This window comes from Amycolatopsis sp. NBC_00438, from assembly GCF_036026695.1.
In the GTDB taxonomy this organism is placed as follows: Bacteria; Actinomycetota; Actinomycetes; order Mycobacteriales; family Pseudonocardiaceae; genus Amycolatopsis.
In genome coordinates, this window is record NZ_CP107923.1 from 7,133,823 (window position 1) to 7,154,223 (window position 20,401).

The following is a 20,401-nucleotide window of genomic DNA, read 5'->3' on the forward strand; positions in this document are numbered from 1 at the left end:
GATTTGGGCGATCGCGCAAGGCGTTCGCCTAAGACGCTCGTGCTAACCTTTGGGACATGGGCAACAAGGAAGCATTGCTGGCGGGTGCGAAGCGCTGTCTCAACGAAAAGGGCTACGCCCGCACGACCGTGCGAGACCTGGCCTCGGCGGCGAACGTCAGCATGGCCGCGATCGGCTACCACTTCGGCTCACGGGAGGCGCTGCTCAACACCGCACTGATCGAGGCGAACGAGGAGTGGGGCGAGACGCTGGCGAAGACCCTGCAGGTCGAGACGCCGCCGGACGCGTCGCCGGCCGAGCGCTTCGAGCTGATCTGGCAGCGGGTGATCGAGTCGTTCCCCGCGCACCGGCGGATGTGGGCGATGACGTTCGAGGCCTGGTCGCAGCCGGATCTCGACCCGGACGTCCGCGCGCAGCTGGCGAAGGCGCTCGAACTGGCCCGCTTCGGGCTGGCGAACCTCTTCCAGGGCCTCGACGACGGCAGCGCCGAGGCCCGGGCCGTCGGCACCGTGCACCAAGCCCTGCTTTCGGGCGTGGTGCTGCAGTGGCTCGCCGACCCGGACCACGCGCCCTCGGGCGCCGACCTGATCCACGGCCTGCGCCTGCTCGCGACGGACGTATTGACTTAGGCGGTGACGAGGTCCGCGCCGGTGAAGAAGGTCGACGCAGCGGTCATGGCCGAGCCGTCGAGCAGGACGTCGCCCGGGCGGCTGCCGTTGCCCAGCAGGACGCCGCCCCAGTTCATGCCCAGGTACTCCGCGCACAGTTCGAGGGTGCCGATCAGTGGCTGGGCCTCGCGCGCGGTCTCGCTCAGGACGCTCACGCCCCACAGCGACTTGCCGGCCATCCGCGGCTTGAACTCGACCGGCAGGCGCATCCAGCCGGACCAGTAGTCCAGGTACAGCTTCACGCTCGCCGCGACCGAGTACCAGTACACCGGCGACACGATCACGATGTCCGTCGCGGCGAACGTCGCGTCCATCAGCAGCTGCTCGTTCCCACCCGGCGAAGGGTGCTCTCCGGCACCGTGACGCCGGTCTTCGAACGGCGCCAGCGGCACCTCGGGCAGCCGGATCCAGCGCTGGTCCGCCTCGCGCGGCAGTTCCCTCGCGGCCCGCCGGGCCAGCATCTCCGTGTTGCCCCCGGCCCGCGCGGCGCCGACCAGGAACAGGAAGCTGCGGTCACTCATGATCAAGTCCCTCCAGTTACTTGCATGTACATATAAAGAGTGTCCCTGCAGGTATCCTGAAGTCAAGAGGAGGTCGCGAGATGACCGTCGACGAACAGGCCTGGGGCCGCGTGCTCGTGCTGCACGCCCGCATCGAGCAGGAGCTGGGCAAGGCGCTGCACCGCCGCCACGGGCTCGGCCTGTCCGAGTACCGCGCGCTCGGCAAGCTGGCCGCGAACCCCAAGGGCGAACTGCGGATGCAGGAGCTCGCCGAGGCGATCGGGCTCAACCAGAGCTCGGTCAGCCGGATGTGCGCGCGACTCGAGGACGCCGGCCTGACCGTCCGCGACCTGTGCGAAGACGACCGCCGCGGCGTCTACTCCGTGATCACCGAAGCCGGGCGCAAGCGCTACGCCGAGACCGAGCCGACCTACGGCGACGTCCTGCGCACCGCGCTCGACAAGGCCGCGAGCGACCCGGAACTGGCCACCGCGGTCTCGGCCGTCCGCAGCTCTTGACCCTCATATTCCACGGTGGTTATATAACGGCACAGGCAACCTGACGGGAGGACGCCGTGTCCGGACGCGCGAAGCTGCAGACCGTCGACGAACGCCCCGCGCTCAGGCTCGAACGCCGCCTGAAGCACGCGCCGGAGAAGGTCTGGCACGCCCTCACCGACCCGGCCGAGCTGGCGCACTGGTTCCCGGCCGCGGTCGACGTCGACCTGCGGGCCGGCGGCGCGATCCGGTTCACCTTCCCCGGCGCGGACGACTCCACCACCGGGCAGGTGCTCACCGCCGACCCGCCACGCGAGTTCACCTTCGTCTGGAACGACGACACCCTGCGCTGGCTGCTCTCCCCGGACGGCGACGGGTGCCTGCTGGAGTTCACGCACACCTTCGGCCGCGGCGACCCGGCGATCGCGCGGCTCGCCGCGGGCCGCACCGCCACCGGCTGGGACGTCTGCCTCGACACCCTCGACGCCCGCCTCGCCGGGGAGACGCACGAGCCGCCGGAGAACTGGCACGCGCCGATGGCGTCCTATGTGGACGAATTCGGCCTCGGTGACGGCGAAGTCCTCGAAGACGGCACCATCCGCTTCCGCCGCGACCTCGTCTGGAAGCCCGCCGGCGAAGTCCGCGCACTGCTGCCGGACGAACCCGGCTGGCACGTCGTCCACGATCCCCTCGAAGGCACCCGCGTCGAGTTCACCGAGGCCCGCGAAGACGACGTCGCCGCGCAGCTGGCCCGGCGGCACGAGCAGCTCGACCGGCTGTTCGCCGCCGCCCACGGCGTCGACCTGCCGGACTGGCCGGCCGGCCGCGCCGAGGCCATGCGCAAGCACTACGCGGAGCGTCCGACCCAGGGTTGACGCGCGGCGCGGACGTCCGCATTACCTTCGGTGCATGCGAATCCGCGTGGTGCTCGACGTGCTGACGGCCGTCGTGCTGGGTTTCGGCGCGGGTGGCAACCTGGCGGCCGGCGCGTGGGCGCTGCCGCCGTGGCTCCCCGAGTGGCTCGGCTGGACGATCCTCCTGGTCAGCGTGGTCCCGATCGTGCTCCGGCGGTGGTGGCCGCTGGCCAGTTACGTACTGAGCCTGGTGCTGGCCGCGGCCGCCGTCCCGATCGGCGGGCCGGTGTTCGGCGTCGCCGTGGTGGGCGCGGGGTGCGCGCTCTACGTCGTCGTGATCCGGCTGGACAGCCTGATCGTCCGGCTCGGGTTCGCGGCGGGCCTGGTCGAGCTCGGCGTGCTGGCGTTCTCGGTACCGAACCCGAACGCCTCCACGACGGTGAACTTCAGCGCGACCGCGCTGATCGTCGGGTACGCGCTCGGCCTCACCGTGCGCGCCCGGCGCGAACACGCTGCGAGCGAGCGGGAAAGCCATGCGCAGCAAGCGGTTTCGGCGGAACGGCTGCGGATCGCGCGCGAGATGCACGACGTCGTCGCGCACAGCATGAGCCTGATCGCGGTGAAGGCGGCGGTGGGCAACCACGTCGCCCCCGACCAGCCCGGCGAGGCGCGGGAAGCGTTGCGCGTCATCGAAGAGACCAGCCGCGAGTCGCTGGCCGAGCTGCGGCGGATGCTGAGCGTGCTGCGTGATGGCACCGGCGTCCCGGCGCTGGCGCCCGTCCCGACGCTCGCCGACCTGCGCGCGCTCGCCGGACGCGCCGAGCAGGCGGGCCCGGCCGTCGACCTGGTCGTCGAAGGCCTCGACGAGCTGCCGGGCGGCGTCGGCCAGTCGGTGTACCGGATCGTGCAGGAGGCGCTGACCAACGTCGTCAAGCACGCGGGCGCGGCGACGTGCCGGGTCCGCGTCACCGGCGAGGAGGGCGCCGTGCGCATCGAAGTGCTCGACGACGGCCGCGGCGGCTCCGCGACGCCGGGCCACGGCTTGATCGGGATGCGCGAACGCGTGGCCGTCTACGGCGGCGAGTTCAGCGCCGGTCCCGGCGAGCACGGCTTCCGCGTCTTCGCGCGCCTGCCCTACGACCCGGCGGTGGCCGGATGACCCGCGTCCTCATCGCCGACGACCAGGCGTTGCTGCGTGGCAGTTTCCGCGTACTGGTGGACAGCGCGCCCGGGCTGACGGTGGTCGGCGAGGCGTCCGACGGCGTCGAAGCCGTCGCTCTCGCCCGGCACGAAAAGCCGGATGTCGTGCTGATGGACGTCCGGATGCCCGAGATGGACGGCATCGAGGCGACCCGCCGCATCTGCGCCGAAACCGAGGTGCGGGTGCTGATGCTGACGACGTTCGACCTCGACGAGTACGTCTACGCGGCCTTGCGCGCGGGCGCGAGCGGCTTCCTGCTGAAGGACACGCGCCCGGCGGACCTGCTGGCCGCGATCGAGATCATCGCGAACGGCGACGCGCTGCTGGCGCCGTCGGTGACCCGACGGCTGGTGGCGGAGTTCGCGCGGCTGCCGTCCGGCCCGGTGACGCGCCTGGCGGGGGTGACGGCTCGCGAGCAGGAGGTCCTGACGCTGATCGCGCGCGGCCTGTCGAACGACGAGATCGCGGAGCGGCTGCACCTGGGCATCGCGACGGTCAAGACCCACATCGGCCGCTTGCTGCACAAACTCGCGGCCCGGGACCGGGCCCAGCTGGTGATCGCGGCGTACGAGTCGGGCCTGGTCCACCCCGGCTGAAGCCCGCGAACGGCTACGGTGGGTTCAAGGGAGGTACACCTTGAGTCGTCGCAACATCCTGATCTCCGGTGCCAGCATCGCCGGTCCCACCTTGGCTTCGTGGCTTTCGCGGGCCGGCTGGGAGGTGACCGTCGTCGAACGGTTCGACCACGTGCGTGAACAGGGCCAGAACATCGACGTCCGCGGCGTCGGACGCCAGGTCATCCGCCGGATGGGCCTGGAGGACGCCGTCCGCGCCGCCCACACCGGGGAGACCGGCACGGACTTCGTCGACGAGCACGGGCGCGCGATCGCGTCCTTCGCCGGCGGCGAAGACGACACTTCCGGCGGAACGGCCGAGCTGGAGATCCTGCGCGGCCAGTTCGCCAAGATCCTCTACGAGCACTCGAAAGACGGCGCGGAGTACGTCTTCGGCGACCAGATCACCGCGCTGCACGACGACGGCTCCGGCGTGGACGTCGAGTTCCAGCGGGGTCCGAGCCGCCGGTTCGACGCGGTCGTCCTCGCCGAGGGCCTGCGCTCACGCAGCCGCGCGCTGATCATGCCCGACGCGCACATCCACGAACTGGGCCTCTACGACGCGTTCCTCGCGATCCCGCGCGCCGCCGACGACACCGACCGGTGGCGCGTACTGGCCTGCGGGCGCGGGCGGATGCTCTCGCTGCGCCCGGACAACCTCGGCACCACCCAGGCGTCCCTGAGCTTCATCTCCGACGTGCGCGGCCTGGACCGGCTCGGCCGCGACGACGTCGTCGCGGTCCTGCGGGCGACCTTCGCCGACGTCGGCTGGGCGGCCCCGCGGGTGCTGGCCGAGCTGGACAACGGCTCCCTGTACTTCGAGGACATCGGGCAGGCGAAGCTCGCCACGTGGAGCCGCGGCCGAGTCGCGCTGCTCGGCGACGCCGCGCACTGCGCGTCCCCGGTCAGCGGCATGGGCACCACCCTGGCGCTCGCCGGCGCCTACGTCCTGGCCGGGGAACTCGCCGGGCACGACGATCCGCGCGACGCCTTCGCCCGCTACGAGCAGGTGCTGCGTCCGCTGGTCACGAAGGCCCAGCAGCTCCCGCCGGGGGCGCCGCAGATCGCCCACCCGCGCGGCCGGCTGCAGCTCGCCGCGTTCCGGACCGCCGTGCGCGTGGCGTCGTCGCCACTGCTCGGCCGGGTCTCGGGACTGGCGGGCAAGTTCATGACACCCCCGGCCGAGGCGATCACGCTGCCGGAGTACCCGATCCCGGCGGCGGCCGGGTAGGTCAGCCCACCGCCCGGGTGAACCGAGGCGCGACCAGCACCATCGAGATCGACGTCACGCGATCGCGCGTCACCAGGAAGGTGGACACGGATCGGCGGGAAGGTCATGGACGTTGCCTACGCCACACGCGAAGTGACCGGCAAGTAGCTAAGCTCCCGTGGCATGAGCAGTGCGACGGAGCCGCTCGGGACGCCGCCCGAGGATGAACCGGACATCCACACCACGGCCGGCAAGCTGGCCGACCTGTATCGCCGGTACGACGAGGCGGTGCACGCGGGCTCGGCCCGTGCGGTGGAGAAGCAGCACGCCAAGGGCAAGAAAACCGCCCGCGAGCGCATCGAGCTGCTGCTGGACGAGAACTCGTTCGTCGAGCTCGACGAGCTGGCCCGGCACCGCTCGACCAACTTCGGCCAGGAGAAGAACCGGCCGTACGGCGACGGCGTCGTCACCGGTTACGGGACCGTCGACGGCCGGCCGGTGTGCGTGTTCAGCCAGGACGTGACGATCTTCGGCGGCAGCCTCGGCGAGGTGTACGGCGAGAAGATCGTCAAGGTGATGGACCTCGCGATCAAGACCGGCCGCCCGATCGTCGGCATCAACGAGGGCGGCGGCGCGCGCATCCAGGAGGGTGTCGTCTCGCTCGGCCTCTACGGCGAGATCTTCCGCCGCAACGTGCAGGCGTCCGGCGTGATCCCGCAGATCTCGCTGATCATGGGCGCGAACGCGGGCGGGCACGTCTACTCCCCCGCGCTGACCGACTTCGTCGTGATGGTCGATGAGACGTCGCAGATGTTCATCACCGGCCCGGACGTCGTCAAGACGGTCACCGGCGAGGACGTCACCTTCGAGGAGCTCGGCGGCGGCCGCACCCACAACACGAAGTCGGGTGTCGCGCACTACCTCGGTTCCGACGACGAGGACGCGATCGCCTACGTCAAGGAACTGCTCTCCTACCTGCCGCAGAACAACCTGTCGGACGCGCCGGTCTTCGAGCCGTCGGACACGCCGCCTGGGTTCTTCGAAGACGTCACCGACGCCGACCGCGAGCTCGACACGCTGATCCCGGACTCGCCGAACACGCCGTACGACATGCACGAGGTGATCAACCGCGTCGTCGACGACGGCGAGTTCCTCGAGGTCCACGAGCTGTTCGCGCCGAACATCATCGTCGGCTTCGGCCGCGTCGACGGCCAGAGCGTCGGCGTCGTGGCGAACCAGCCGACGCAGTTCGCCGGCTGCCTCGACATCGACGCGTCCGAGAAGGCCGCGCGGTTCGTCCGCACCTGCGACGCGTTCAACATCCCGGTGCTCACCTTCGTCGACGTCCCGGGCTTCCTGCCGGGCACCGACCAGGAGTGGAACGGCATCATCCGCCGCGGCGCGAAGCTGATCTACGCCTACGCGGAGGCCACGGTCCCGCTGGTCACGATCATCACGCGCAAGGCGTTCGGCGGCGCGTACGACGTGATGGGCTCCAAGCACCTCGGCGCCGACATCAACCTCGCCTGGCCGACCGCGCAGGTCGCGGTGATGGGCGGGCAGGGCGCGGTGAACATCGTGCACCGCAAGACACTGGCCAACGCGGCGAACGAGGGCAAGGACGTCGACGAGCTGCGTGCCGAGCTGCTCCAGGAGTACGAGGACACACTGCTCAACCCGTACGCGGCGGCCGAGCGGGGGTACGTCGACTCGGTGATCGTGCCGGCGCACACGCGCGGGCACGTCGCGCGGGCGTTGTCGCTGCTGCGCAACAAACGCGAGTCGCTGCCGCCCAAGAAGCACGGGAACATCCCGCTGTGAGCGAAGCGGTGAACGACGAAAAGCAGCGTCCCTTGCTGCGCGTGGTCCGGGGCAACCCGAGCGACGCCGAGCTGGCGGCGCTGACGGCGGTCGTCGCGGCCGCGTCGGCCGCCCGCGCTCCGGAGAAGCCGAAGCCGCGCACGTCGTGGTGGGGCGACCACGCAGCTTCACTGCGTAGGCCGCACCACCCCGGCGAAGGCGCTTGGCGCGCCTCGGGTCTGCCTAGCTGACGTTCAGCGCGGTGTCGTCCACGATGAACGACGTCTGCAGCTGCGAGCCCTCGACGCCGCTGAAGGCGAGTGTCACGGACTGACCCGCGTACGCGGACAGCGAGAAGCTTCGCTGCTGGTACCCGCCGGCCGCGTTGAGGTTGCTGTACGTCGCCAGCGTCGTGCTGCCCGCCTTCACGGTCAGCTTGTCGTACGCCGTCGTGCCCGTCTCGGCGGTGGTGATGCTGAGCCAGAACGAGAACGTGTACGACGAGCAGCCGGCCGGCAGCGTGACGGTCTGGCTCAGCGTGTCCGTGTGGGCGGTGCCGTAGCCGTCGAGCCAGGCGTTCCACGAGCCGCTGCGGGCGGGCGCGTCGGAGGCGTGCTGGCCGATGACGCTCGCCGACGCCGTCCAGCCGGTGTTGCCCGATTCGAAGCCGGGGTTGACGAGCAGCTGGCCGGCGCTGCAGCCGGTCGGCGGTGGGGTGGTCGTGCCACTGCCCGCGAGCCACGCCGTCGCGTTGAGGCCGAGAGCGGCGTTGTTGGCCGTGGAGTCGGTCCAGCCGTTGTAGAGCGTGTTGCCGGACTGGCCGGTGCCGTCGTCGATCGTCGAGCTGTCACCCCAGATCGCGACGCGGCCCGAGCCGAACGTGCTCGTCACGAAGAAAGCGTTGGTGTTGCCCGGGGACGACGTGCTCAGGTACGCGAGGCCCTTGACGTCCGGGTTGTCGGCGGGCTTGAGCGTGAACGTCGTGCCGTTGGCGATCAGGCTCTTCTTGACCGCGCCGAACGAACCGTTGAGCACCGGGTTCGAGGAGTCGGTGATGGCCACCGGATGGTCGCTGGCGACGTTCTTCAGGTCGACCGAAAAGCCGAACGGGTCGGTGTTGTCGACGCCGTTGTTCGTCATCAGGTCGTTGATGATCTTCGGCGAGTCCCAGCCGTCGTTGTTGCGGTCGCTGCCGGTGTGGTCCGAGATCAGGAACAAGCCGCCACCGTTCTGCACGAACTTCAGCACGGCCGTCTTTTCGGCGGCGCTCAAGACGACGTTCGGCTCCGGCAGCACGAATTCGTCGAAGTTCTTGAGGTCCAGCGCGTTCGACGTGCCGTAGGTGATCGTGTTGCCCGCGGGCAACGTCTTCAGGCTGTACTGCCCGGTCTTCTGCAGCGCGACGCCCCACGCCGAGAGCGCGCCGGTCCAGTCGCTTTCCTTCTGTGGCGCGGAGTTCTGCCCGGTCGGGTCGGGCTGCGACGTGCCGATGATCCAGTCGGCGTTGCCGGCGGTCTCGGCTTTGGTGTTGTCGAAGAGGATCCGGTGGGTGACGGCGGCGTGCGCGGGAGTGCTCAGCAAACCCGCGGCGAGCGTGGCGACAGCGAGCGGAATGAGGCGCTTCATAGGGGCTCCTCGGCGATGGGACCTGGGCGACATCACTGTGACGAGCGAAGAAGAGGTCCTCCCGGCGGTAGGTGCGAACCAGCCGGTGAACTTCCGGCAACGTACCCCCGCCACGCCCCGACGAAAGTCGGGATCAGCGCGCGTCGAGGAACACCGTCGGGACCTCGTTGTCCTGGACCACGCGCCCCAGCAGCGTCGCCAGCAGGTCGCGGTCCGCCGCCGGCAGGCCGGTCGCGAGTTCTTCGACCCGGCGGCACGTCGCCGCGTAGAAGTCCTCCGCCAGCTCGCGGCCTTCGCCGGTCAGGACCACCTGCACCGCGCGGCGGTCGTCCGGGACGGGCTCGCGGCGCACGAGCCCGCGCCGGACCGCGCGGTCGATCAGGCCGGTGAGGCTGGACTTCTCGAGGCCGAGGGTCGCGCCGAGGTCACCCATGCCGTACGGCTGCGCCATCAGCACGCACAGCAGCTGGCCCTGCTGCACGGTGAGCCCGTACGCGCGCGCGGACTCGGCGTAGACGGCGTTCACCAGGAACGACGACCGCACGAGTCCGGCCACCACACCGAGAGCCTCCATCAGGCCAGCCTACTTCGCGACGGCCTCGCGCACGGCGGGCGCGATCTCTTCCGCCCAGCGCGCGACGTCGTCGTCGGTGGGCGGCCGGCCACCGGGCCCGAACAGCACGAACCCTTCGGCGTGGTGCTCCAGAACCGCGCCGGTCAGCTCCTCGACCCACTGCGCCGGCGAGCCGCCGATCCACCGGCCGTCGTCACCACGGGTCTTCGTGAGCGGCTCGGCCGTGATGCGCCCGGGAAAGTTGTAGACGGTGACGACGTCCGCGGGATCGCGGCCCGCGTCCTGCGCGGCCTGATCGATCACCGGCCTCGACGTCTGGTAGCGCTCGCTGAGCCAGTCCGCGGCGTGGCCGGGCATCCACCCGTCGGCGACCCGCCCGGTGACGGCGAGCGACTTCGGCCCGACCGAGCCGGTCCACACCGGCGGAATCTTTTCTCCTGCGGGCGCCAGAGCGGTGACCTGGTAGAACTCGCCGTCGAAGGTCACCGGTTCCCCGCCGCCGCCGAGCGCTTTGACGAGCCGGATCCCCTCTTCGAACGCGCGCACGGCATCTCCCGGACCGAGCTTGGTCACGCCGAGCCGCGCGATGTCGTCCCAGAGCCCGCCGGCACCCATCCCCAGCACGATCCGCCCACCGCTCAGCGCGGACAGCGACGTGACGGTGCGAGCGAGCATCGGCGCGGGCCGCGTCGGCAGGTTGGTGACGCTGACCAGCCCGGAGATCCGTTCGGTGCGCCCGAGAACAACCCCGATCTCGGCGTAGGCGTCGAGGCGATCGGCGTTGTAGGGGTGATCGGAGACGGTGAACAGGTCGAGCCCGCTCCGGTCCGCGGCGACGGCCTGGCGCAGCGTCGCTGCCGCCGCGGATACCGCCGTCGAGCCGCCGATGCCGAAGAGCACCATGATTCCTCCCAGTTGTTAGTTCGTGCTACGAACTGACTATATGTAGTTCTTACCACGAATTACACGGCCGAGGCCACCGGTGGAGGCTCGCCGAAAAACCGGTCGCGCCCGCCGGGGCGGCCCGGTAACTTGGGTTTCGCCCGGTGCGAGGCCCACGGTTACTTCTTGCTGTAAACGAGAAACCGCGAGCCACACCAGATCTCGGGAGCCACGACTTCACCAGTGCCCGGTGCGCAGGCGAGGGTTACTTCCACTCCTAATGGGCAGGTTGGGGGTTCGAATCCCTCCCGGACCACTTCACGGTCCGGTAGCTCAACGGCAGAGCAGCAACCGTACCTTCACCGACTTCGATCTCGGGCACTGCTGTGTCGTGGCTCCCACCACAAAGGGGGGAGAAATGACCAAGTTCAACACCGCACGCGCGCCCGCCGCGACCTCGCCGGTCCGTGGCGAGGCCACGCCTTCCGGCGTCACCCACCAGGGCGGCGCCGGGTACGCGCGCGACACGCGGTCCGAGCTCTTCCTGCTCGCCGTGACCAACTTCGTCGGCGAGCACACCTTCTACGAGACCGCGACCACGCGCGACACCCGGTACGCCGAGCTCGTGCAGCGCGCCACCCTCGAGGATCCACAGTGGACGGCGCGGTTCCTGTGCTGGCTGCGCACCGAGGCGAACCTGCGCACCGCGGCGCTCGTCGGCGCGGCCGAGTTCGCCAAGGCGCGCCGGGACGCGGGACTCGAGGGGCTGGCCCGCCAGGTCGTCGACAGCGTGCTGCAGCGGGCCGACGAGCCCGGTGAGCTGCTCGCGTACTGGACTTCCGTGCACGGCAAGAACGTGCCGAAGCCGGTCAAGCGCGGCATCGCCGACGCGGCCGCGCGGCTGTTCGACGAGCGCGCCTTCGTCAAGTGGGACTCCGCGACGCGGGCGTTCCGCTTCGCCGACGTCCTCGAGCTGACCCACCCGGTCAAGCGCGACGACGCCCAGGGCGCGCTGTTCCGGCACGTCCTCGACGAGCGGCACGGCCGCGGCAACGCCGTCCCCGAAAGCCTCGCTGTGCTACGTGCGCGGGCCGAACTGCTGTCGTGGGACGCCGGCCGCCGCCGGGCGCTGTTCGACCGGCCGGACGCGGCGGACGTGCTGCGGAGCGCGGGCATGACGTGGGAGTCGGTCGCCGGCTGGCTGCAGGGTCCGCTCGGCGCGCGGGTCTGGGAGGCGCTGATTCCGTCGATGGGGTACATGGCCCAGCTGCGGAACCTGCGCAACTTCGACGAGGCGGGTGTCTCGGACGACGTCGCGCTGCGGGTCGCGCGGCGGCTGGCCGCGCCGGCGCAGGTCGCGAAGTCGCGGCAGCTGCCGATGCGGTTCCTGTCGGCCTACCGGGCGGCGCCGTCGCTGCGGTGGGCGTGGGCGCTGGAGCAGGCGATCTCGCACTCGCTGGCGAACGTGCCGGAGCTGCGGGGCCGCACGCTGATCCTCGTCGACACGTCGGCGTCGATGAACGCGGGCTTCAGCAAGGACGGCAGCCTGATGCGCTGGGACGCCGCCGCGGTGTTCGGGCTGGCGCTCGCGCGGCGGTGCGCGGACGCGGACGTCGTGTCGTTCTCGAGCCGCTTCGGGCCGCGGCCGGGCTCGAAGGTGTTCAAGCTGCGCAAGGGCGGTTCGCTGCTGTCCGACGTCGAGAGCTGGAAGTCCGGTGGTTACTTCATCGGCAACGGCACCGACACCGAGGCCGCAGTGAAGAAGTACTTCGCGCGGCACGACCGCGTGGTCATCCTCACCGACGAGCAGGCCTCGTACGGCGACGTCGGGCCGGCGTTGCCCGCCCAGGTGCCGCTGTACACGTGGAACCTGGCCGGGTACCGGCTCGGCCACGCGCCGTCCGGGACCGCGCACCGGCACACGTTCGGGGGCCTGACCGACCAGGCGTTCCGGATGATCCCGCTGCTCGAGGCGGGCCGGAACGCCGACTGGCCCCTTCTGAGAGAAGCCGTGAGGGGCACCTTCAGGGACGCTGAGTCCCTGAAGGTGCCCCTCACGGCATTTTCACGCCGTGTACGCACGGTCACAGAAATCGCCGTGGACTGCCGGATAGTCTGCGCCGTATAGTCCACGTGGAATAAACGACTCGGAGTCACCCGGAGGGACCAACGATCATGGCTTCGGCCAAGCTGACCCCCCTCGGCCTCGCCGTGCTGGAGCTGCTGCACGAGAAGCCCATGCACCCGTACGAGATGGCCCAGCTCATGCGCGAGCGGTACGTGAGCACCCGCGTCAACGTGAAGGCGGGCTCGCTCTACCACACCGTGGAGCGCCTCCAACGCGACAACTACATCCAGGTCGTCGACACGCAGCGCGACGGCCGGCGGCCCGAACGGACCGTCTACGGGATGACGCCGACCGGACTCGACGTGTTCAACCAGCGCGGCCGCGAACTGCTCGGCGACCTCGCCCAGGAGTTCCCCGCGTACCTCTCCGGGCTCGCCGTGATCGACGAACTGGGGCGCGAGACGTCACTCGTCGAGCTGGAGAACCGGATGGTGCGCCTGCGCGCCGCGGTCGCCGCCGACGACGCGGTCGTGCGGAGCCTCATCGAGGACAAGACGCCGGAGATCTACTGGCTGGACTGGCGGTTCAGCTGCGACCGCCGCAAGTTCGAGCTCGCGTGGACCGAGCGGCTCCACGAAGACCTGCGCTCCGGGCGGATCCCGTTCCAGGAGTGCGACCCACCGCACCTCACGCTCATCACCAGGGAAGACGACGATGAACGCAAGACAAGCTAACCCGTGGGCGGCGCTCAGCGCGCTGTGCCTCGGTTTCTTCATGATCCTGCTCGACACGACCATCGTGTCGATCGCGATCCCGACCATGCTGCGCGAGCTGAACGCCGGGCTGAACGCCGTGGTCTGGGTGATCAGCGTCTACCTGCTCACCTACGCCGTGCCGATGCTGTTCACCAGCCGCCTCGGGGACCGCTTCGGCCCGAAGCGCGTGTTCCTCGCCGGGCTGGTCGTGTTCACCGGCGCGTCGCTGTGGTGCGGCCTGTCCGGCAACGTTGAGATGCTGATCGCCGCGCGCGCCGTGCAGGGTCTCGGCGCCGCGCTGATGACGCCGCAGACGCTCGCGTTCATCACGCACCTGTTCCCGCCGGCCAAGCGCGGCCCGGCGATGGGCATGTGGGGCGGCGTCGCCGGGCTGGCGACGATCGCGGGCCCGCTGCTCGGCGGTGTGCTGGTGGACCACCTCGGCTGGGAGTGGATCTTCTTCGTCAACGTGCCGATCGGCGTGATCGCCATCGTCCTGACGGTGCTGCTGGTGCCGGACTGGCAGCCGAAGCACTCGCACGCGTTCGACGTCGTGGGCATCGTGCTCTCGAGCCTGGCGCTGCTCTTGATCGTGTTCGGCGTCCAGAACGGCCAGCAGTACGACTGGGGCACGGTCTGGGGCGGGATCACCGTGTTCGAGATCATCGGCGCCGGCGTGCTGCTGCTGGCGGCTTTCGTGGTGTGGCAACGGTTCAACAAGCGAGAGCCGCTCCTGCCGCTGCAGGTGTTCTCGAACCGGAACTTCTCGGCCGGGACACTGACCGCGACGACGGTCGGCTTCGCGATGACCGGCATGTTCCTGCCGCTGGTCATCTACATCCAGTCGGTGCTCGGGCTGACCCCGACCATGGCCGGCCTGCTGACCGCGCCGATGTCGCTGCTGTCCGGGATCGCGGCGCCGTTCGTCGGTCGCGCCTCGGACAGGGTCAACGGCAAGTACCTGGTGATGTTCGGGCTCGCCGCGCTCGCGGCCGGGCTGGGGATCATCGCGCTGCAGGCGTCGCCGGACAGCAGCCCGTGGTCGTTCATCCCGGCGCTGCTGGTGTGCGGCCTGGGCATCGGCTGCATCTTCTCGCCGATGAGCAACATGACGATGGGCTCGGTCGAGCCGCGGCTGGCCGGGACGGCGTCGGGCATCTTCAACACGTCACGCCAGGTGGGCGGTGTGCTCGGCAGCGCCGCGATCGGCGTGATGCTGCAGGCGCAGGTGAGCTCGTCCATCGCGGACGAAGCCACGAAGGCGGCTTCGCAGCTGCCGGAGCAGTACCGGGCGCCGTTCGCGGAGGGCATCGCCAAGGCCGCGGCGAGCACGGGTGAGTTCGGTTCGTCGGGCGGTCCGGCGCCGATGCCCGGGCTGCCGGCGGAGATCGCCGCGCAGGCCGGCCGGCTGGCCACCGAAGCGGTCCACAGTGGACTGACGGACGCGGCCCGCGCGACGATGCTGCTGCCGATGGGCGTGCTGCTGCTGGGCGTCATCTCGGCGGCGATGCTGCGGAAGGTCAAGCCGCGCTGGGAAACCGCGGCTCCGGCGGCTCCGGAAGCCGCTACCGCCACCTGAGGCTCGGAACGTTCGAAGGCCGGCATCCCGTGGGGTGCCGGCCTTCGTCGTCTCCGGTGGGTCTCGGAGAAACCGTGCGGACCCCCGGCCCGGGTGTCGGGTACCGGCCGGGGGTCCGCACGAACCGCGGGAGCGGTGGCTTGGTCCTCAGCTCGTCGCGGGTGGCGCCGCCGCGGGGGCCGAACCGGACGACGGGCGAGCCGCGGCCCGGGTCTTCGGCGTCCGGCGCTTCGTCCACCACGGGGATCGCGACGTCGCGGGCGAATCCGTCACACGCACGGTCATGAGCCACCTCCGCGCCATATGTTGCGAGCCACAACAAAATAACTCGCCCGGCGGTGTGGCGCCGGTCACAATTCGGTCACGACAGGCGTCCCGGTACGTTCCGGGGGTGCATTTCGTCCTCGCTTCGCAGTCCCCCGCCCGGCTCGCCCTCCTGCGCTCCGCCGGCCTCGACCCGGCCGTGTTCGTCTCCGGCGTCGACGAGGACGCCGTCGCCGCCTCGCTGCCCGATCCCACGCCCGCCGAGCTGGTCATGGCGCTCGCCGCGGCCAAGGCCGACGCGGTGCTCGACCAGGTCGCCGCGGCGCACCCGGACGCCGTCGTCGTCGCCTGCGACTCGATGCTGAACATCCACGGCGCCATGGTCGGCAAGCCGGGCGATCCGGACACCGCGCGGCGGCGCTGGGCGGCGATGGCGGGGACAACCGGTGAGCTCTTCACCGGGCACACCGTCATCCGGCTCGACGGTGGCGCGCGCTCGAAGGAGGCGTCCGGCTCGATGTCGACGACCGTCCGGTTCGGCACGCCGAGCGAGGCGGAGATCGACGCCTACGTCGGCACCGGCGAGCCGCTGCGGGTGGCCGGCGGGTTCACGATCGACGGCCTGGGCGGCTGGTTCATCGAAGGCCTCGACGGCGACCACACCAGCGTCATCGGCCTCAGCCTCCCGTTGACGCGCCGCCTGCTGGCCGAGGTCGGCGTGAGTGTCGTGGATCTCTGGCGGCCTCCCGCATCCTGAGAAACGCGCCACACGATGGGGTGATTTGGAAGAGTTCACTCCTGCCTGACGTCGGCTTTACCAGGCAGGCCAGGAAACTTTCGAACACCGGAGTCGCCCCGTGTCTTTCGTACGGACCTACACCAAACCGCGGGTGTTCGCGGCCGCGGTTCTCGGCTCGCTCGTCGTCGGCGCCCTCCTGGGCGTCGTCGCACGGCAGACCGAGGCCGGCTGGCTGACCGATCTCCTCGACCAGATCGGCACCATCTTCACCACGCTGCTGCAGGTCGCGGTGATCCCGCTGGTCTTCACGGCGATCGTGGTCGGCATCACCAGCCTGCGCGGGCTGGGCGGCGGCCGGACGGCCGCGCGCCTGGGCGGCAAGACGGTGCTGTGGTTCGCGATCACCTCGTTCATCGCGTCGCTGATCGGCATCGCCGTCGGCCGGATCTTCAACCCCGGCGCGGGTGGCCTCGGCGGCGCCGAGGCGACCGCGAAGAACGCCGACCGGGCCGCGAAGAGCGTCGACAGCTGGGGCTCGTGGAGCGCGTTCGTCAAGGGCCTGCTGCCGGAGAACTTCTTCAAGGCCTTCGCCGACGGCGAGACGCTGCAGGTGCTGTTCCTCGCACTGGTGCTCGGCGCCGCCGCGTACAGCCTGGGTGACCGCGCGAAGCCGTTCGTGGACTTCACGACGAGCGTCTTCGAAATCATCCAGCGCTACCTCGGCTGGATCGTCCGGCTCGCCCCGCTCGGCATCATCGGCCTGATCGGCGCGGCCGTGTCCAACTACGGCGACGCGCTGTTCCGCCCGCTGTTCTCGACGACGCTCGCGGTGTACGTCGGCTGCCTGCTCGTGCTGTTCGTCGTCTACCCGATCCTGCTGCGGTTCGTGGCGAAGGTCAGCCCGGTGAAGTTCTTCGCGAAGGCGGGCACGGCGATCCAGTTCGCGTTCGCTTCGCAGTCGTCCGCCGCGACGCTGCCGCTGACCCGCCAGTCCGCGGTGAACCTCGGCGTCCAGCCCGCGTACGCGGCCTTCGCGACGCCGCTCGGCAGCGCCACGAAGATGGACGGCTGCGCGGCGGTCTTCCCGGCGATCGCGGCGATCTTCGTCGCGAACCTGGCCGGGGTGTCGCTCAACTTCTGGCAGTACGCCGGGATCGTCGTGGTCGCGGTGGTCGGCGCGCTGGCGACGGCCGGGACCACCGGCTGGCTGACGGCGTTCACGCTGACGACGTCGTTCATCGGCCTCGACGCCAAGCAGGTGGCGATCGGCCTGGCGCTGATCTACTCGGTCAACCCGATCATGGACATGATGCGGACGGCCACGAACGTCGCCGGCCAGATCGCGGTGCCGGTGATCGTGGCGCGCGGTGAAGGCCTCCTCGACGACGAGGTCCTCAACGCGCCGACGGACAACCCGGAGCACAGCGACGACGGCACCGCGGCCCGCCAGACCGAGCCCGCCCACGCCTGACCCCGCTCGGGTCAGGGGCAGGCGCGCAGGTCGGCGCGGGTGAGGCGGACGTCCGGCCAGCCGCGCAGGTCCGACGGGGCCGTCACCTGGCGGGTGCAGCCGAGCGACGTGCCCGCCAGGTCGTACACCTCGCCCAGCACCTTCGACGCCTGGCACTGGGGCGTGCCCGACGCCGCGTCCGGGCAGTTGTGGCGGACCACGATCACGTCGGGCCGGCCGTCGGCCGTGACGTCGTAGAGCGAGAGGGTCCCGGCGTCGGCGAAGTACGGCTTGCCCGGGTCGCGCCACACGCCCCCGCCGCGCACCAGCAGCTCGCCGTAGGCCCCGGTGCCGTCGTCGCCGACGTCGCCGCGGATCAGGCACGCGGGCGCGGCGCCGTCGATGCAGGTCAGCGAGTTCGCGTCGAGCCGGGCGCCCAGCTGCGCGAGCGACAGGTCGAACACCGTGCCGGGCTCCGGGCCGACGCGCACCTGCGCCGAACCACCCGACGCGTCGGTCAGCAGCACCACCGGCGTCCCGCCGACGGTCATCGCCGCGAGCTGGCGGCACGGGCCGCCGCCGCAGGTCACGGCCGGGGGCGTGGTGCCGGCCGCGGGCTCGGTGACGGTGTCCGCGGGCGCGTCCGGGCGCGGGCGCAGCAGGAACACGGCGCCGATCGCGCCGAGGGTGACCACCGCGGCGAGCACGGCGGTGAGCAGCGCCGACCGAGGCGTCCGCACTGCCGAAGTCCGCATGAGACAGAGCGTAAGCCGCTTCGCCACCGTGCGTGGGCAGCGCCCCGGCGGGTGTGGCTGAAATCCCCCAGGGGTGGATCCCCGGGGCCCGCCACCCCGCGGCTCCACCAAAGGGTGACGCCCCGACGGGGCCACCGGTAGCGGAGAGTACCGGGTTATGTTGTCCGGGTGACGAACCCCAGCCTGCCTCCCGCTCTGTACCTCCCCACCGGCCCCGCCAGCCGCGCGGCCGGAGGCGCGTCGATCGAGCTGCGCCGCACGCCGGACGGCCGGACCGCGCTGGTCGCCTTCACCGCGCTGGACCGGCTGATCGACTGCTGCGGCGAGCACCAGCCGTGGGTGCTGGTCAGCACCGAGCACCTGCCGAAGGTCCACGCCGCGAACCCGTACGACGTGATCGTGCTCGACTCGCCGCTGCCGGCCGGGCTGCGGCACAGCCCGGCCCCCGTCTGAGCGTGGTTCAGCTCTCACTCAAGAGACTCGCGACGTCCTGTCCGTAGACTCCCCCGTACCGCGTGAGCGGTCAGCAATGCAGCTGTCGGGACGCAGGAGGTGCGGGGTGGCCGAGCAGGTCGGCGAATCCACCGGTGGTCCGGTGACCAAGATCCTGGTCGCCAACCGGGGCGAGATCGCGGTACGCGTGATCAGAGCCGCCAAGGACGCTGGCCTCGCCAGCGTCGCGGTGTACGCCGATCCGGACCGCGACGCACCACACGTGCGTCTGGCCGACGAGGCCTTCGCCCTGGGCGGCACCACGGCGGCCGAGAGCTACCTGTCCGTCGACAAGCTCCTCGACGCGGCGAAGCACTCCGGCGCCGACTCCGTGCACCCGGGCTACGGCTTCCTCTCCGAGAACGCGGACTTCGCCCAGGCGGTCATCGACGCCGGGCTGACCTGGATCGGGCCGAGCCCGCAGGCCATCCGCGACCTCGGTGACAAGGTCACCGCGCGGCACATCGCGACCCGCGCGGGCGCGCCGCTGGTGCCGGGCACCAAGGAGCCGGTGAAGGACGCGAGCGAGATCGTCGCGTTCGCCGACGAGCACGGGCTGCCGGTGGCCATCAAGGCCGCGTTCGGCGGCGGCGGGCGTGGCCTGAAGGTCGCGCGCACCCGCGAAGAGATCCCGGAGCTGTTCGAATCGGCGACGCGCGAGGCCGTCGCGGCGTTCGGCCGCGGCGAATGCTTCGTCGAGCGCTACCTGGACAAGCCGCGCCACGTCGAGGCGCAGGTGCTGGCCGACCAGCACGGCAACGCGATCGTCGTCGGCACCCGCGACTGCTCGCTGCAGCGGCGGCACCAGAAGCTCGTCGAGGAAGCGCCCGCGCCGTTCCTGTCGGACGACCAGCGCGCCCGGATCCACGAGTCGGCGAAGGCGATCTGCAAGGAAGCCGGTTACTACGGCGCCGGCACGGTCGAGTACCTCGTCGCCACCGACGGCACCATCTCGTTCCTCGAGGTCAACACCCGGCTGCAGGTCGAGCACCCGGTCTCCGAGGAGACCACCGGCCTCGACCTGGTCCGCGAGATGTTCCGCATCGCGCGCGGCGAGAAGCTCCGGATCACCGAGGACCCCGAGCCCCGCGGTCACTCGATCGAGTTCCGCATCAACGGTGAGGACGCCGGCCGCGGCTTCCTGCCCGCGCCGGGCACGGTGACGAAGTTCCTCGCGCCGAGCGGGCCCGGCGTGCGCGTCGACTCCGGCGTCGAGTCCGGCAGCGTGATCGGCGGCCAGTTCGACTCGATGCTGGCGAAGCTGATCGTCACCGGCTCGGACCGGAACAACGCCCTGGAACGCAGCCGTCGCGCCCTGGCCGAGATGGTCGTCGAAGGCATGGCCACGGTGCTGCCGTTCGACCGCGTGATCGTCGACGACCCGGCGTTCATCGGCGACGAGAACGGCTTCAGCGTGCACACCCGCTGGATCGAGACGGAGTTCGACAACAAGATCGAGCCGTTCGTCGCGCCCGACGTCGAGGCGCCCGAGGAGGAGCCCCGCCACAACGTCGTCGTCGAGGTCGGCGGGCGCCGCCTCGAGGTGTCGCTGCCCGGCGGGTTCGCGCTCGAAGGCGGCAGTGGCGGTGGCGGTACGGCCGTCAAGGCGAAGCCGCGCAAGCGCGCCGGCGGCGGCAAGGCCGCGGTGAGCGGTGACGCGGTCACCGCGCCGATGCAGGGCACCATCGTCAAGGTCGCCGTCGAAGAGGGCCAGTCGGTCGAGGCCGGCGAGCTGATCGTCGTCCTCGAAGCGATGAAGATGGAGAACCCGGTCACCGCGCACAAAGCGGGCACCGTCACCGGCCTTTCGGTCGAAGTCGGCGCCGCCGTGACGCAGGGCACGCAGCTTCTCGAGATCAAGTAGGACAGTTCG

Annotated in this window: 20 protein-coding genes and 1 tRNA gene; 16 read left to right on the forward strand and 5 right to left on the reverse strand. The window is 70.8% G+C overall.

Annotation, left to right across the window (positions count from 1 at the left end; translation table 11 throughout):
* Positions 1–56: 56 nt before the first annotated feature.
* Complete coding sequence (locus OG494_RS32060) at positions 57–629, forward strand: TetR/AcrR family transcriptional regulator (protein WP_328445084.1); 573 nt, start codon at positions 57–59, stop codon at positions 627–629.
* Here the strand turns inward: OG494_RS32060 and OG494_RS32065 are convergent.
* A complete protein-coding gene (locus OG494_RS32065) occupies positions 626–1,189 on the reverse strand; it encodes a flavodoxin family protein (RefSeq protein ID WP_328445086.1) in 564 nt (187 codons plus the stop codon). The genes OG494_RS32060 and OG494_RS32065 overlap by 4 nt on opposite strands.
* An 80-nt stretch (positions 1,190–1,269) precedes the next feature.
* Between OG494_RS32065 and OG494_RS32070 the strand changes: the two genes are divergently transcribed.
* The 7 genes from OG494_RS32070 (at position 1,270) to OG494_RS32100 (ending at position 7,595) form a co-directional block, all read left to right on the forward strand.
* On the forward strand, positions 1,270–1,686 hold the full coding sequence (locus tag OG494_RS32070) for a MarR family winged helix-turn-helix transcriptional regulator (protein WP_328445088.1): 417 nt from the start codon (positions 1,270–1,272) through the stop codon (positions 1,684–1,686).
* 56 nt (positions 1,687–1,742) lie between these two features.
* On the forward strand, positions 1,743–2,540 hold the full coding sequence (locus tag OG494_RS32075) for an SRPBCC family protein (RefSeq protein WP_328445090.1): 798 nt from the start codon (positions 1,743–1,745) through the stop codon (positions 2,538–2,540).
* A 34-nt stretch (positions 2,541–2,574) separates the two neighbouring features.
* On the forward strand, positions 2,575–3,678 hold the full coding sequence (locus tag OG494_RS32080; protein WP_328445092.1) for a sensor histidine kinase: 1,104 nt from the start codon (positions 2,575–2,577) through the stop codon (positions 3,676–3,678).
* On the forward strand, positions 3,675–4,316 hold the full coding sequence (locus OG494_RS32085; RefSeq protein WP_328445094.1) for a response regulator transcription factor: 642 nt from the start codon (positions 3,675–3,677) through the stop codon (positions 4,314–4,316). Before OG494_RS32080 ends, OG494_RS32085 begins: the two co-directional genes overlap by 4 nt.
* Before the next feature lie 40 nt (positions 4,317–4,356).
* On the forward strand, positions 4,357–5,565 hold the full coding sequence (locus tag OG494_RS32090) for an FAD-dependent monooxygenase (RefSeq protein ID WP_328445096.1): 1,209 nt from the start codon (positions 4,357–4,359) through the stop codon (positions 5,563–5,565).
* Between the two features lie 162 nt (positions 5,566–5,727).
* Positions 5,728–7,365 (forward strand): acyl-CoA carboxylase subunit beta, encoded by a 1,638-nt coding sequence (locus OG494_RS32095; RefSeq protein ID WP_328445098.1) that lies wholly within the window; start codon positions 5,728–5,730, stop codon positions 7,363–7,365.
* The gene (locus OG494_RS32100; RefSeq protein WP_442874303.1) at positions 7,362–7,595 is read left to right on the forward strand and encodes an acyl-CoA carboxylase subunit epsilon; all 234 of its coding nucleotides are present in this window, start codon (positions 7,362–7,364) and stop codon (positions 7,593–7,595) included. Before OG494_RS32095 ends, OG494_RS32100 begins: the two co-directional genes overlap by 4 nt.
* On the opposite strand, the gene OG494_RS32105 is transcribed toward OG494_RS32100, so the two are convergent.
* The 3 genes from OG494_RS32105 to OG494_RS32115 all read right to left on the reverse strand — a co-directional run bounded on the left by OG494_RS32105 (position 7,588) and on the right by OG494_RS32115 (position 10,447).
* Positions 7,588–8,970 (reverse strand): hypothetical protein, encoded by a 1,383-nt coding sequence (locus OG494_RS32105; protein ID WP_328445100.1) that lies wholly within the window; start codon positions 8,968–8,970, stop codon positions 7,588–7,590. The two genes, OG494_RS32100 and OG494_RS32105, sit on opposite strands and share 8 nt — an antisense overlap.
* 133 nt (positions 8,971–9,103) lie before the next feature.
* Positions 9,104–9,544, reverse strand: coding sequence for a MarR family winged helix-turn-helix transcriptional regulator (locus OG494_RS32110; RefSeq protein WP_328445102.1), 441 nt, complete (start codon positions 9,542–9,544; stop codon positions 9,104–9,106).
* 9 nt (positions 9,545–9,553) lie between these two features.
* Entirely contained in the window at positions 9,554–10,447 is an 894-nt protein-coding gene (locus OG494_RS32115) for an LLM class flavin-dependent oxidoreductase (protein WP_328445104.1), read from the reverse strand.
* 226 nt (positions 10,448–10,673) lie between these two features.
* Here OG494_RS32115 and OG494_RS32120 point away from each other — a divergent pair.
* The 6 genes from OG494_RS32120 to OG494_RS32145 all read left to right on the forward strand — a co-directional run bounded on the left by OG494_RS32120 (position 10,674) and on the right by OG494_RS32145 (position 17,302).
* A tRNA-OTHER gene (locus OG494_RS32120) sits at positions 10,674–10,742 on the forward strand.
* Positions 10,743–10,844: 102 nt separating this feature from the next.
* Entirely contained in the window at positions 10,845–12,554 is a 1,710-nt protein-coding gene (locus OG494_RS32125; protein WP_328445106.1) for a TROVE domain-containing protein, read from the forward strand.
* 47 nt (positions 12,555–12,601) lie between these two features.
* Positions 12,602–13,228 carry a PadR family transcriptional regulator gene (locus OG494_RS32130; RefSeq protein ID WP_328445109.1) on the forward strand — a complete coding sequence of 209 codons (627 nt, stop codon included), beginning with the start codon at positions 12,602–12,604 and terminating at the stop codon, positions 13,226–13,228.
* Positions 13,209–14,828 (forward strand): DHA2 family efflux MFS transporter permease subunit, encoded by a 1,620-nt coding sequence (locus OG494_RS32135; protein WP_328445111.1) that lies wholly within the window; start codon positions 13,209–13,211, stop codon positions 14,826–14,828. The genes OG494_RS32130 and OG494_RS32135 overlap by 20 nt, the downstream gene beginning before the upstream one ends.
* A gap of 391 nt (positions 14,829–15,219) precedes the next feature.
* Positions 15,220–15,849 (forward strand): Maf family protein, encoded by a 630-nt coding sequence (locus OG494_RS32140; protein WP_328445113.1) that lies wholly within the window; start codon positions 15,220–15,222, stop codon positions 15,847–15,849.
* A 100-nt stretch (positions 15,850–15,949) separates the two neighbouring features.
* Complete coding sequence (locus tag OG494_RS32145) at positions 15,950–17,302, forward strand: dicarboxylate/amino acid:cation symporter (protein ID WP_328445115.1); 1,353 nt, start codon at positions 15,950–15,952, stop codon at positions 17,300–17,302.
* Positions 17,303–17,313: 11 nt separating this feature from the next.
* On the opposite strand, the gene OG494_RS32150 is transcribed toward OG494_RS32145, so the two are convergent.
* Positions 17,314–18,036, reverse strand: coding sequence for a hypothetical protein (locus tag OG494_RS32150; protein WP_328445117.1), 723 nt, complete (start codon positions 18,034–18,036; stop codon positions 17,314–17,316).
* A 168-nt stretch (positions 18,037–18,204) separates the two neighbouring features.
* On the opposite strand from OG494_RS32150, the gene OG494_RS32155 reads away from it, so the two are divergent.
* Both OG494_RS32155 and OG494_RS32160 read left to right on the forward strand, forming a co-directional pair.
* Positions 18,205–18,489: an SAV_915 family protein gene (locus OG494_RS32155; protein ID WP_328445119.1), complete on the forward strand. Its 285-nt coding sequence runs from the start codon at positions 18,205–18,207 to the stop codon at positions 18,487–18,489.
* A 106-nt stretch (positions 18,490–18,595) separates the two neighbouring features.
* Positions 18,596–20,392, forward strand: a complete 1,797-nt coding sequence (locus tag OG494_RS32160) for an acetyl/propionyl/methylcrotonyl-CoA carboxylase subunit alpha (protein WP_328445121.1) — start codon at positions 18,596–18,598, stop codon at positions 20,390–20,392.
* The last annotated feature ends 9 nt before the right edge of the window (positions 20,393–20,401 follow it).